Here is a 12,391-nt window from a genome sequence, read left to right on the forward strand (position 1 = left end):
CAGTCAGGCTACGGAGGCGCCGGTAACGGCTTGGTTGGGCGAGGGAATGTCCACGCCCTGGTCGGAATAGAGTTTCAGCTTGTTGCGCAGGGTACGGATGGAGATGCCGAGAATGTTTGCGGCATGCGTCCTGTTGCCCAGGCAATGGTCCAGCGTGTTCAGGATCAGGTCCTGTTCTACTTCCGCCACCGTGCGGCCGATCATGTCGGTCTGAACCGTCTGCGCGGCATCGGCGGCCTGGCGGGCGACATTGTTGCCCGAACCGGTGAAGGCCGAGCCGTCGGGCATGCGGATCGCGTCCGGCGTGATCTCCCGGCCCGAAGCCAGCAGCACGGCGCGGTGCATGGCATTTTCCAGTTCGCGCACATTGCCGGTCCATTCGCGCGCCAGCAGCTGGGTCTTGGCGGCCTCGGAGATCGGGCGCGCGTCGATGGCGTTGGCAGCGGAGTATTTCTTCACGAAATGCTCGGACAGGGCGACGATATCCGCCGGGCGCTCGCGCAGCGGCGGCAGCGCGAGGTTCACCACATTCAGGCGGAAGAGCAGGTCTTCGCGGAAGGTGCCATCGGCTACGGCCCTGCGCAGGTCACGGTTGGAGGTAGCCAGGATACGGATATTCACCTTGACCGGCTTGGTGCCGCCGACACGGTCGATCTCGCGTTCCTGGATGGCCCGCAGAAGCTTGGCCTGGAGGCGCACGTCCATCTCCGAGATTTCGTCCAGCAGCAGCGTACCGCCATCGGCTTCCTCGAACTTGCCGACGCGGCGGGCGATGGCGCCTGTGAAGGCGCCCTTCTCGTGGCCGAAGAGTTCAGATTCCAGCAGGTTTTCCGGGATCGCGGCACAGTTGACGGACACGAAGGGGGCCGCGGCGCGCTTGGACTTGGAATGGACGTAGCGCGCCATGACTTCCTTGCCAGAGCCGCTTTCGCCGGTGATCAGGACGGAGGCATCGGAGGCGGCAATACGGTCGGCGAGTTCGATGACGGCCTGCATGGACGGGTCGCGGGCGATCATCGGGCGTTCGTCGTCGGCAATCGCTTCCAGGACGGCAGCGATCAGGTCCGCATCCGGAGGCATCGGAATGAACTCCTTGGCTCCGGCGCGGATGGCGGCGGCGGCCGCTTCCGGACGGACATTCACCCCGCAGGCCACGACCGGAACGCTGATGCGCTCGGCCTCGTTGGCGGCGATCAGTGCCTGCACGTCCAGCGACAGGTCGACCATCAGCAGGTCGGCGCCGCGCCCGGCCCGCAGATGGGACGTGGCTTGTTCGATGGTGTCCACCTGGGACACTTTCGCACCTCGTTCGAGGGCGATCTTGGTGGCGGTATGAAGTTGTCCGCCCAGGCTGCCGACTATCAGAATACGCATGGTGATCGCTCCGTCCTCATACGGCCGTTAGGCCGAGTCCCCGTCCTTGATGATTTCCGTCATCGTCACGCCCAGCCGATCTTCCACGACGACAACCTCGCCGCGGGCCACCAGCCTGTTGTTGACGTAGATGTCGATCGCCTCGCCGATCTTGCGGTCCAGTTCGACCACTGATCCGGCGTTCAGCTTCAATAGCGAATTGACGTCGATATGGGCCTTGCCCAGCACCGCCGAGATGTTGACCGGAACATCGAAAACCGGCGCCAGGTCAGCGGCGTTCTTTTCTTCTTCTTCCAGCATGCTCTCGGCCTTCGGGGCCTGGGTCGCCGGCACTTGCTGTTCGGCTTCGCCGCCCAGATCCGGCAGGTCAAAATTGTTTTCGTCAGCCATAATGGCCTCCTTTATGCGGCGGATGCGCCGGCTGCATTGCCGGGAGCGCTGTCCGTGCCGTCATTCTCTTCCGGGGCGGTTGCCAGCCAGCGTGCCACCACGTCGTTAAGGCGTTGATCGATTTCCTCGGCGCTGCGCTGGACCGCGCCAGCGCCCCATTCCAGGCGCACATCAGCACCGCGCATGCCGTCCTCTCCGCGCACCATGATGGCTCCGTCGAAACCGGCGTCTCGTGCGGTTGTCTCCAGCCGTTCGGACAGCGCTTCCACGAGGTCAGGCGCGCAGCGCACCGACAAGCGCGGCTCGGAACGCAAATCCTGCACGGCTTCGCGTGCCAGGGCGTCGATCGTTTCCAGCGGATAGGCATTCAGTGCCTCGCCGGCGATCTTGCGCGCGGCCGCGACGGCCAGGCCGGCGGCCTCATGGCGCAGAGCTTCGGACTCATTGGCAAGCCGGGCGAGGATCAGCTGCATCTGGGAGGCGATGGCCTGCAGACTGTCGGCGCAGCGGCCTTCTTCCATTTCGCGGCCTTCCTCGACGCCCCACATGCGCGCGGCCTCGACATCCTCCTGGGTGAAAAAGCGCTTGTAGCTCTCTCCCTCGCGCAGGATTTCGCCGTTGTGGTCGAACTCGGTATCGAAATCGAATTTGATCGGATTCATGTGTTCGCCCACCCGTTAGTAGATCAGTTCGTCGTCGGCGCCGCCGTCGGCGAGCATGATTTCGCCCTTCGCCGCCAGGTCCTTTGCCGTCGACACGATGGCCTGCTGGGCCTGATCGACATCCTTCAGGCGGACGGGGCCCATGGCATTCATGTCCTCGCGCATGATCTTCGCGGCGCGTTCGGACATGTTGGAGAAGAACAGGTCGCGCAGGCTGTCCGAGGCGCCCTTCAGCGCCAGGGCCATCTGCTCCTTGTCGATGGCGCGCATCAGCGTCTGGATGCCGCCCGGATCTAGTTTCGACAGATCCTCGAAGACAAACATCAGCGAGCGGATCTTCTCTGCGCTTTCCCGATTGCGCTCTTCCAGCGCCGCCAGGAAGCGGTTTTCGGTCTGGCGGTCGAAATTGTTGAAGATCGACGCCATCATCTCGTGGCTGTCATGCTTGGAGGTGCGCGCCAGGTTGGACATGAATTCAGTGCGCAGCGTTTCCTCGATCCGGTCGAGAATCTCGCGCTGAACCGGTTCCATGCGCAGCATCCGGGTCACGACTTCCAGGGCGAAGTCCTCGGGCAGGGCGGCGAGGACGCGGGAGGCGTGTTCCGACTTCACCTTCGACAGCACCACGGCGACGGTCTGGGGGTATTCGTTCTTGAGATAGTTCGCCAGAACCACCTCGTTCACATTACCCAGCTTGTCCCACATGGTCCGGCCGGCGGGTCCGCGCAGCTCCTCCATGATCGCCTCGACCTTCTCCCCGGGCAGGAAGGAAGTGAGCAGGCGCTGGGTGGCCTCGAACGACCCCATCAGCGAGCCGGTCGACGACATCTGGCCGACGAAATCGACAATCAGTTTTTCCACCGCGGTCGAGGTGACCGTGCCGAGATTCGACATGGCCTGGGAGACCTCACGGATCTCCTCCTCGTCCAGGTGTTGCCAGATCATCTCGCCCTCATCGCCGAGCGCGAGCAGCATCACAGCGGCCTTTTCGGGGCCCGAGAGCCTGGACGGATCTTCAATGGCGCGCTTCTCAGCCATGCCGGACACTACCCTTCATGCAGCCAGGAACGGAGGATCGAGACGGATTCCTCGGGATGGGAGTCGACGATGTTGGCGACCTTTTTCAGCGATGACGCCTTCACCTGGCCATCGATCTTTTCGATGTCGATGGAGTCGCCGAAGTCTCCTGCGGGCAAGGCCGCCTGGGGGTCACCCTGGCTCGGCAGGGCTGCCGGTGGAGGCGTGTTGCCGACGGCCCCGGCGTTGGCGCCGGCGCCGGCCAGGGCCAGACCTTGCGGCATAGCCGTGCCGCTTGCGCCCTTCACCAGCGGACGTGCGACCAGGAAGATAATCAGGAGCGCTGTCACGAACAGGACCGCAATTTCCGCGACCCGCATGATGTCGTTCTTGGAAAAGGAGAAGCCGCTGCTCGCGGGCGTGCCCAGCAGGGGGTTGGTGCGGGCGAATTCGATCTGGCGAACGGTCAGGCTGTCGCCGCGGTCTTCGGCATATCCCATGGCCGAGCGCACAAGGGCTTCGATCTGGTCGATCTGGGCCTGCGGGCGCTCGCGCCACACGGTGGTGCCGTCTTCCTGGACCTCGACAATGCCGTCCACGGCGACCGCGACAGAGAGACGATCGATGGCGCCCGCCTCGATCACCTCGGTACGGGTGGTCGAGGACAGGGCATAATTCACTGTCTCGTTGGAGACTTCGCGGCTGGACCGGTTGGAGGGGCCCGCATTGCCCTCACCTTCGGCGTCCGGCAGGTTCTCCGAGGCGGACACGCGATTGTTGCGGCCGTCCTGGTCGCTGGACAATTCCTCGGAGCGGTCGCGAGACAGCAGGACCGAGCCTTCCGGATCGTAGGTTTCCGAGCTCTGGGTGACACTCTGGCGGTTCAGTTCTGCGGTGACCTGGACGCGCGCGGCGCCGGCGCCGACCACGCCTTCGACGATATCGAGAATGTCCTGGCGAAGTTCGCTTTCCACGTCGGTGCGGCGCTGGTCCATGAAGGCCGCGCCGGCGGTCTCCGCGTCCATCGTGCCGGCAAGCTGGCGGCCGCGATCATCGGCCAGGGAGACATGGCCCGGCTCCAGACCGGCGCCGGAGGCGACGATATTGCGAATCACCCGGACCTGTTCGGCGTTGACGCGCTGGCTGGTCGCCACCGTGACAGCAGCTGTCGGGTCTTGCTGGTCACGGGTGAACAGCCGGCGTTCCGGCAGATTCAGATGGACGCGAGCACTGTTGACGAACGCCAGGGACTCAATGGTGCGGGCCAGCTCGCCTTCCAGGGCGCGCTTGGCGTTGATGTTCTGCACGAAAGAGGTCTGGCCGAAACTGTCCTGGCGATCGAAGATTTCATAACCGACCGAGGCCCCGGATAGCGGACCCGAGGAGGCGACGCGCACGCGGGCCTCGTCGACCTGGTTGCGGTCGACATAGATGGCCGTGCCGCCGTCGCGGATCTCGTAGGCGATGTTGGCCTGGTCGAGCAGTTGCGAAGTGGATGCCGCTTCGGCCGGGTCGAGCCCGGAATACAGGAGCGCCTGGCTGCCACCGCCGACTGCGCTGGAGAAATAGACAAGCGCGGCCGCCACGCCGACGGCGAGACCGAAAATGGCTGTGAGACGACCGGCGCCGAAGGCCTTGAACTGTTCGAGTAACGCGTTCACGAGGAATCCTGCCTGTTTGTCCGCGCTTCATCGGCGAAGCACTGGGCAGAATTTTCCTACCTGTGTCGTAAAGAAGGATTTAATGCGGCCGCATACGAAATGCATCCCGCTCGGCCAGACCCAGCGGGACACAGAATTTCGATGGTGTGCGTCAGATGGCCAGCGGCGGCCTTGGGGGCGGGGCGCCGCTCGCAGGGGGTGGTCTAGGGGGGAACTAGCGGTATTGCTGCAGTCGCGTGGTGCGCAGACCGGCAAGACCGTGCTTGTCGATCGAGCGCTGCCAGCCGAGGAATTCCTCCACGGTCAGTGAGTAGCGTGCACAGGCTTCCTCAAGGGACAACAGTCCGCCGCGCACCGCAGCGACAACCTCGGCCTTGCGCCGAACCACCCAGCGCTGGGTGCTCGGATTGGGCAGGTCGGCAAGGGTAAGAGGGCTACCATCCGGTCCAATGACGTAATTTTCTTTTTTAAGGCGCGGCTGCATGTCCGTGTCCCCGTTGTTTTTGTTTGTAGGGGAAACATACGGGAGGGCTTTTAACATCACCCTAAACCGCTGGGTAAATTTACGTTTAAGCGTTCGGCTAAAATTGGCCTAGAAATGTCACGGTGCCGGTGAGGATGTGGTCATAAAGAATGGGCTCCGCCTCAATGAGGCAGAGCCCACAGGACCGACAAAGCGTGGGTGGTGGTTAGCGCTTCATCCGGATGGCTTCATCCAGCATCTCGTCGGCGGTCGTGATGATCTTTGACGATGCCGAATAGGCGCGCTGGGTGGTGATAAGGCTGGTGAACTCCGTTGCCAGGTCCACATTTGAGCTTTCCAGGGTCGAAGAGGCGATGTTGCCGGCCGAGCCGAGACCCGGCGGGCTGAGCGTGTAGGCGCCCGATTCCGGGGTCACGTTGAATGTACCGCCCGACTGGGCTTCCAGGCCGTCCGGGTTGACGAAGGTTGCTACCGGGACCTGGTAGATCTTGCGGACGATGCCATTGGTGAACTTGGCAAAGACATAGCCTTCCTCGTCGACGTCCACGCTGGCGAAATTGCCAAAGGCCGAACCGTTCACATTCGTCGACAGCAGTGTGGACGGGCTGTCGTACTGGGTGAAACCGCCAGGGGCGTTGGGCGATCCGAAGTCAAGCTCGATCGATTGCGCATCGATACCTGTCGCCGTGGCCCACTGGAATTCATTCGCCGCCAGTGGGGCGACATTGGTCGAAGACAGGAAGTCCAGTGTCGTCGGTAGTGTCGTGTTGCCGGTATCGAGACGGCCTTGTGCATCGAAGGCGACCGTGCCGGTGGCCATCTGGCCGTCGACCAGGCCTGCCCCGGTCGAGATGTCGCCTGCCGGAACCATGTGGATTTCGGCATGCCACTGGTTCGGCGTGGCGCTCTTGAGCAGTGAGATGGTGAGCGTGCGCACGCCGCCGACACTGTCATAGAAGGGAACCGAGCGCTGGAAATCCGGCGTGACGTTGCCCGAGGCCATGTTGTTGGCCGTAACGGTCGGATCATATGTCGCTTCGTCGGCCGATACGGTTTGGGTCTGCTGCAGGTTGGCGTTGATCGCCATCGATGTCGTCGCCTGGGCCGCGCCGCCGATCGACGACAAGTTGATGGTCTCCAGCGTATTCAGATCGGACGGGTTCTGAACGACGGATCCGTCAGCGGCCACGGGCCAGCCGGACAGGTACATGCCGGCATCGTTGCGCAGATAGCCTTCGTCGTCGGCCGAGAAACGGCCGGCGCGCGTGAAGGATACGGGGTCGTTGGCCCCGGCCTGGGGCTGGTCGCGCACGACGAAGAAGCCGCGTCCGGAGATCGCCAGATCCGTCTTGGATGCACCCGGCGTGAGCAGGCCGCTTTCGCCGATGGCGAGACGGGCTACCGACCGCACCCCGGCAGCGGAATAGCGGTCGCTGGAGCTGCCGCCGGCGTCATAGAGCGGCGTGAACACCGAGTTGGCGCGCTTGTAGCCGACCGTGTTGACGTTGGCGATGTTGTCCGAGATCGCGGCCAGCGCGCTCGAGTTCGAGATCAGGCCGGAAGCGCCGGCCAAAAGCGCGGAATTGATGCTCATAATGCATGCTCCTTGCGTTCTTGGGTCTTGTTTGGAGCTTTCTGCTGGTTTGGTTCGTGGTCCGCCTTCTGGCGTACCGGTCAGGCCGGCGGGCCTGCTGTTCAGCTTGTGGTCTCTTCGGGGTCGGGCTGGGGCTGCGTCGTGTTCGCTTCGCGAACCGACAGGACGGAGGACAGCGGAACGCTGATCGGGCCCATCTGGACCATGACTTCATTTCCGGACATGTCGACGCCCGTCACGCGTGCGGCAGCCTGGATGGTGGCCTGGACGGCTTCGCCGTCTGCGTCTTCTGCGATGACCTCCAGGGTGTAGACACCATCATCCAGCTTGGACCCGGATTCACTGGTGCCGTCCCAGGTGAAGGTATGGGTTCCGGTCGTCGCTTCGCCGTTGGCCCGGGCGACGATGCGCTCGCCGTCCTTGACCAGCAGTGTGACATTCTGGGCATCGCCGGGCAGGGTGTAGTCCCATTCCGCTTGGCCTTCAGAGAGGACTGCATCGGGCGTCTCGGCGGTGGCGACACGGCCGATATAGCTGACCGAATTGGCCTGGGCGGCGGCCGACTGCAGCAGGAGCAGGCTTTCCAGATTCTGGTTCTGGGCGATTTGCTGTTCCACGCTCGAGAAATCGACCAGCTGGTTCACGAACTGGGTCGAATCCAGCGGGTTCAGCGGATCCTGGTTCTTCATCTGCTCGGTGAGCAGGGTGAGGAACATTTCGAAATTGTCGGCCAGGCTCGTCTGTGAATTCGCGAGCCCGGGGCTCGAAGCCGATCCGCTTTGTGCGAGCGCGCTGATATCGGTCATGCCTGTGTACTCCTAGACCCGCATGTCGACGCCTTCGCGCCGTGCCAGCAGGAAGCCGTAGGTGGATTGCGGGGCCATGCGAACATCTGTGCCGCCATCGGCAACGGTCACGTCGCCCTCCATGAAGAGAGGCAGGGACTGGCCGCGGCCATCATCGTCGGAGGCAGCCTGCCCATCCTCATTCATCTGGAAGGTCAGCCCTTCCTCGGCGAGATCGAGGCCGGCTTCGTTGAGCGCACGCTCCAGGTCGCGGGCCGCGCGTTGCAGCTCGGCCAGCGTTTCCGGCCGTTCCGCGGTTAGAACCGCATGGACCCTGTTGTCGGCGCGCAGTTCGAGGCGCACGTCGACCTTGCCGAGCTCGGCCGGATCGAGCCGGATGTCGAAGACGCGGTTGCCGTTGTTGAACTGGCGGGTGATCTGCCCGGCAAGCTGCTGGGCGCCATGCGCGGCGAAGCGCGGCAGATTGGCAGTGCCCCGTTCCATCCCCGCGCGTATTTCCGTGGTGCGGGTAAGCTGCAGGTCCGCCTCGGTCTGCGTGGCAAGGTCGGCGTCCGTTGCGGCCTGGGCCGACTGGACGGCGTCCTGCGTCATCGCAAGACCGGCGGAGCCGGGCTGGCCGGCCTGGGGCATCGCGAACAATTGCTCACGAGGCGGCATGACAGACGGGTCGGGCCGTGCGTCCGACGGCTGCGCGGACTGGACCTGCAAATCCGGCTTGGCGGCATTGGCGGCGGCGGATGTTATAGCTGAGCCGGTCGCAGAGGACGTGGTCTTCGCGCCGGAACTTCCACCCTGACGCGGTTGCAGGATGGCTCGCGGCTGGGCGGTCTCGCGCAAGGGGGCGGGCGTCGTGCTTTCGGCGGGCAGCGGCGCGCCGGCCTGTTGCGGCGTGCCAGGCTGTGCGGTTGCCCCGGGGTTCGCTAAAGCGGCCTGGCCGGTTGCTATGGCCGGCCGATCGGGCTTGGCATTGCCGGTGTTCGGTGCCGCCCCGGCCCGGGAGGTTGGCTGAGCCTTGTTTGCCGTTCCGGACGTAGCCGCCGGCGACACCGTGGCCTGGATAGCTGCGCTGGGCGTGCCGGCCTCTGAAGCCTTGGCGCTGCCGGAATCCGTCTTGGCCATACCCGAATTCGCCGGGGTTCCGGCGGATTGCACAGTATCCGTATTCGAGTCGGCTGCCGGCCGGGTCAGCGTGGGTGCAGCCGTCGCGGAGCCGGGCGCCTTCTGGGCCGTGGAGGCTTGCGCCGGGACGGATCCCTGCGCGGTCTGCGCCGGCTGGGCCTGTGCAGAGGCGGACGCGACCTGAGCCGGTGTGGTTTGAGCCTGAGCGGGGGCGGCGCCGGCGGCAGCCTGCTGCATGGGAGCGGGCATCGCTGATGCCGAACCCGTTTGGGGGGACTTCTGTCCAGCCGTGCTGGCTGCCTGTACCTTGCCGGAATTGACTACCGCTGAGGCGGGCGCATCGGCGCCGGCCGGTTTTGCGGCCGTTGCGGCGGGAATGATGGCGGCTTCAGTGCCGTCGGGTGCCGGAGTGTCATCGGCCGGCCGGGCCTTCGCCGCCGCGGGGCGACCGGCGTTGTTGCCGTCCCGGCCGGAGGCTTCACGAAGCAGGCCGGAAAAGGTTTCGTCCGGCCGGGATAGGCCGTCATTGCGCCCGGCGCTCGAACCAGTCTCCGGACGCGCACGATCAGCGCCGGAACCGTGTCCGGAAAGAAGGATGTCACTGGGCAAACCCGCTTGCATCGCCGTTTCAACTCGCTTTGACCGGCGCACATTCGCGCCTTGACTGCTCAACCGGTCGCAAAGGCCGTGCCATTCCAAAATTTAGATAATATATTGAAAATACGGATTAATTTGGCGGTAATATCTGTTGGTGGATGGCTTTGCCCGGCGAAACTTTCCCGGTGGTGGGCGGAAGCTGCCGGGCGGCGCGGCGTCTTTGCGAAACGCTCGAAGGCGGGCTTTTAAGACCGCGCGTGAGCCTGCGCGCATGCGAGCCGCACGCCTGCTGCTATTCCGACCGCAGAACTGGCCCGCGCCTTGCGACGTCGAGGGCAGGCCAGATCGGCGTCCGATCGGCCACAGGTTTTGAAGGCGCGTGAAAAGCTCAATGATGGCAAAGAATTACGGATCGATCAGCGCAGCAAGGCAATGCGGGTTGGGTGATATCGCACCCGGCAAGGCTTGCCGGGCTTGCGGCAGATTCGACCGGTCCGTCGTTGATTTCGCGCGTGGCGCAAGGAGCGAAACATGTCGCTGAGTGGTGTCCTCGGAAACGCGTTGTCGGGCTTGGCTGCCAGCCAGGCGGGTCTGCGCGCTGCCTCGAATAATGTCGCCAACGTCAACACGCCCGGCTATGCCCGCACCCAGGCCAGCTTCCAGTCGCGCAATGTCGGCGGTGTGGCGATGGGTGTCGAGGTGCTCGGCATCAATCGCATCGTCGACCGGCATCTGCAGGCATCCTCACTGCGCTCGATCAGCGAGGCCGGGAAGGCCGAAATCCGGGCCAGCACGCTTGACAGGCTGCAATCGCAATTTGGCAGTCTGGACGATGCGGGGTCGCTGTTCTCGCGGATGAACAAGGCCTTCTCGTCCATCGCCCAGGCGAGCGTGGACCCGACCCTGTCGGTGTCGCGCCTGTCGGCAGCGGCCGACCTGCAATCCTTCTTCGACGAGACCGGGCGGCTGTCGACCGAAGTGCGCAACCAGCGCCTGGAAGCCGACGCGAAAATCAATGCCACGATCCAGCGCGCCAACGAGATTATCAACGAGCTCTACGAGCTGAACTCCAGCGTCCAGAACCTGTCCTCCTCCGGTGGTGATTCGTCCGGTGCCGAGAACCGCCAGTCCGAACTGATGGACGAGTTGTCGAAATACATGGACGTTCGGGCCGACCACCAGAGCGACGGCCGTATCGTGGTGCGCACCACGGACGGCGTCCTGCTGCTGGACAATTATCCGGCGGAAATCACCTACAAGCCGGCCGGTACGGGTGCTTACGGGGTCGACTATGGCAACATCTTCGTGCAGCCGCCCAATGGTGGTGCGCCGCAGCAGCTGGACAGCCATATCCAGTCCGGCGAATTGCGCGGACTGCTCGATCTGCGCGACAAGGACCTGCCCGCGCTGGGTGAGGAACTCGCCGAGCTGGCGGCCGGCGCGGCCGACGCGCTCAATGCGGCGCACAACAATTCGACCAGCTATCCGGCACCGCAAACACTGTCCGGCCGCAATACCGGTCTGGAAGGCGCAGACCTGCACAATTTCTCTGGCGCCACGACTTTGGCCGTGACGGACAGTTCGGGTCTTCTGGTTCGCCGAGTCGATATCGACTTCGACGCGGGCACCTTGTCGGTGGACGGCGGCGCCGCCGCGCCGACCGGTGCGACGGTCGACAGCCTGACCACTGCCATCGACACGGCTCTGGCCGGTGTCGGTTCTGCCAGTTTTGCCAACGGGCAGTTGACGGTTTCCGCCGATGCGGCCGCCAACGGCATCGCCACTCTGCAGGACAATGCCAACCCCAGTGATCGCGGCGGCCGGGGCTTTGCCCACTTCTTCGGCCTGAACGACATCGTCCGGTCAGTACGGCCCGGCTTCTTCGAAACCGGTCTGACCGGGGCCGAGGCGCACGGTTTTACTGGCGGCACGGAGCTGAATTTCGAAATCATGGGGACGGACGGCAATACGGTCGGTTCGGTCGACATTCCCATGGTCGCCGGCGAGACCTTCAACGATGTGGTGACGGCCCTCAACGATCCGGCCACCGGTCTGGGCCGCTATGCGACCTTCACGCTCGATGGCAATGGCGAGCTGAGCTACACGGCCAATGCCGGCTATGAGAGTTTCGATCTCAAGCTGACCGGCGACGATACGGCGCGCCCGGCCTCCGGCATTGCCTTCTCGCAAATGTTCGGACTGGGCTTGGAGGCGCGTGCGGCGCGGGCCGAAGCATTCCGGGTCGATCCGGCAATCCGGTCGGACTCGTCCCGCCTGGCGCTTGCGCAGCTGGATATTTCCGGCGCCACAGCGGTGGGCGACACAGTCATTACGTCGGGCGACAACCGGGGCGGATCCGCGCTTCAGGCTGCCCTGCATTCCTCGCGCAATTTCGACGCGGCGGGCACGCTCAGCCAGACCAGCGCCAGCCTGGGCGATTATGCGGCGCGCCTGGCAGGAACGATCGGTTCGCGGGCGGCAAAGGCTGGCAGCGAAGCTGAATCCGCCGTTGTGCTGCGCCAGACGGCAGCCCAGAAACGCGCCGATGTGGAAGGCGTCAATCTGGACGAGGAGCTCGCGTCCATGACGATGTTCCAGCAATCCTACAACGCTTCGGCGCGCATGCTGCAGGCGGCCAAGGAAATGACCGATACCCTGATGGGCATCATCTAGGAGGATACAGACTG

10 protein-coding genes are annotated in these 12,391 nt (G+C 64.3%); 1 reads left to right on the forward strand and 9 read right to left on the reverse strand.

From position 1 onward, the window contains the following. Positions 1-3 precede the first annotated feature (3 nt). From Q1U94_RS03640 to Q1U94_RS03680, 9 genes are all read right to left on the reverse strand, one after another. Entirely contained in the window at positions 4-1,374 is a 1,371-nt protein-coding gene (locus tag Q1U94_RS03640) for a sigma-54 dependent transcriptional regulator (RefSeq protein WP_300542038.1), read from the reverse strand. Between the two features lie 27 nt (positions 1,375-1,401). Next, positions 1,402-1,764 (reverse strand): flagellar motor switch protein FliN, encoded by a 363-nt coding sequence (gene fliN / locus Q1U94_RS03645; RefSeq protein WP_300542040.1) that lies wholly within the window; start codon positions 1,762-1,764, stop codon positions 1,402-1,404. An 11-nt stretch (positions 1,765-1,775) separates the two neighbouring features. Continuing rightward, positions 1,776-2,426 carry a FliH/SctL family protein gene (locus tag Q1U94_RS03650; RefSeq protein WP_300542042.1) on the reverse strand — a complete coding sequence of 217 codons (651 nt, stop codon included), beginning with the start codon at positions 2,424-2,426 and terminating at the stop codon, positions 1,776-1,778. Positions 2,427-2,441: 15 nt separating this feature from the next. Further along, positions 2,442-3,464 carry a flagellar motor switch protein FliG gene (gene fliG / locus Q1U94_RS03655; protein WP_300542044.1) on the reverse strand — a complete coding sequence of 341 codons (1,023 nt, stop codon included), beginning with the start codon at positions 3,462-3,464 and terminating at the stop codon, positions 2,442-2,444. Positions 3,465-3,472: 8 nt separating this feature from the next. Beyond that, positions 3,473-5,104: a flagellar basal-body MS-ring/collar protein FliF gene (gene fliF, locus Q1U94_RS03660; RefSeq protein WP_300542046.1), complete on the reverse strand. Its 1,632-nt coding sequence runs from the start codon at positions 5,102-5,104 to the stop codon at positions 3,473-3,475. Between the two features lie 214 nt (positions 5,105-5,318). Continuing rightward, a complete protein-coding gene (locus Q1U94_RS03665; protein WP_300542047.1) occupies positions 5,319-5,588 on the reverse strand; it encodes a DUF1153 domain-containing protein in 270 nt (89 codons plus the stop codon). Positions 5,589-5,793: 205 nt separating this feature from the next. Then, on the reverse strand, positions 5,794-7,182 hold the full coding sequence (locus tag Q1U94_RS03670; protein ID WP_300542049.1) for a flagellar hook protein FlgE: 1,389 nt from the start codon (positions 7,180-7,182) through the stop codon (positions 5,794-5,796). Positions 7,183-7,283: 101 nt separating this feature from the next. Continuing rightward, on the reverse strand, positions 7,284-7,988 hold the full coding sequence (locus Q1U94_RS03675) for a flagellar hook assembly protein FlgD (RefSeq protein ID WP_300542051.1): 705 nt from the start codon (positions 7,986-7,988) through the stop codon (positions 7,284-7,286). Between the two features lie 12 nt (positions 7,989-8,000). After that, the gene (locus tag Q1U94_RS03680; RefSeq protein ID WP_300542053.1) at positions 8,001-9,107 is read right to left on the reverse strand and encodes a flagellar hook-length control protein FliK; all 1,107 of its coding nucleotides are present in this window, start codon (positions 9,105-9,107) and stop codon (positions 8,001-8,003) included. Between the two features lie 1,128 nt (positions 9,108-10,235). Here Q1U94_RS03680 and flgK point away from each other — a divergent pair. After that, positions 10,236-12,377 (forward strand): flagellar hook-associated protein FlgK, encoded by a 2,142-nt coding sequence (gene flgK / locus Q1U94_RS03685; protein ID WP_300542055.1) that lies wholly within the window; start codon positions 10,236-10,238, stop codon positions 12,375-12,377. Positions 12,378-12,391 lie beyond the last annotated feature (14 nt).

It is taken from the genome of Maricaulis sp. (assembly GCF_030149515.1).
In the GTDB taxonomy this organism is placed as follows: Bacteria; Pseudomonadota; Alphaproteobacteria; order Caulobacterales; family Maricaulaceae; genus Maricaulis.

Excerpts from the sequence above, each read along its gene's own strand:
- Q1U94_RS03650 (WP_300542042.1), bottom strand. The coding sequence starts at position 2,426 with ATGAATCCGATCAAATTCGATTTCGATACCGAGTTCGACCACAACGGC.
- fliG (WP_300542044.1), bottom strand. The coding sequence starts at position 3,464 with ATGGCTGAGAAGCGCGCCATTGAAGATCCGTCCAGGCTCTCGGGCCCC.
- Q1U94_RS03640 (WP_300542038.1), bottom strand. The coding sequence starts at position 1,374 with ATGCGTATTCTGATAGTCGGCAGCCTGGGCGGACAACTTCATACCGCC.
- Q1U94_RS03670 (WP_300542049.1), bottom strand. The coding sequence starts at position 7,182 with ATGAGCATCAATTCCGCGCTTTTGGCCGGCGCTTCCGGCCTGATCTCG.
- fliN (WP_300542040.1), bottom strand. The coding sequence starts at position 1,764 with ATGGCTGACGAAAACAATTTTGACCTGCCGGATCTGGGCGGCGAAGCC.
- Q1U94_RS03665 (WP_300542047.1), bottom strand. The coding sequence starts at position 5,588 with ATGCAGCCGCGCCTTAAAAAAGAAAATTACGTCATTGGACCGGATGGT.
- flgK (WP_300542055.1), top strand. The coding sequence starts at position 10,236 with ATGTCGCTGAGTGGTGTCCTCGGAAACGCGTTGTCGGGCTTGGCTGCC.
- Q1U94_RS03680 (WP_300542053.1), bottom strand. The coding sequence starts at position 9,107 with ATGGCCAAGACGGATTCCGGCAGCGCCAAGGCTTCAGAGGCCGGCACG.
- Q1U94_RS03675 (WP_300542051.1), bottom strand. The coding sequence starts at position 7,988 with ATGACCGATATCAGCGCGCTCGCACAAAGCGGATCGGCTTCGAGCCCC.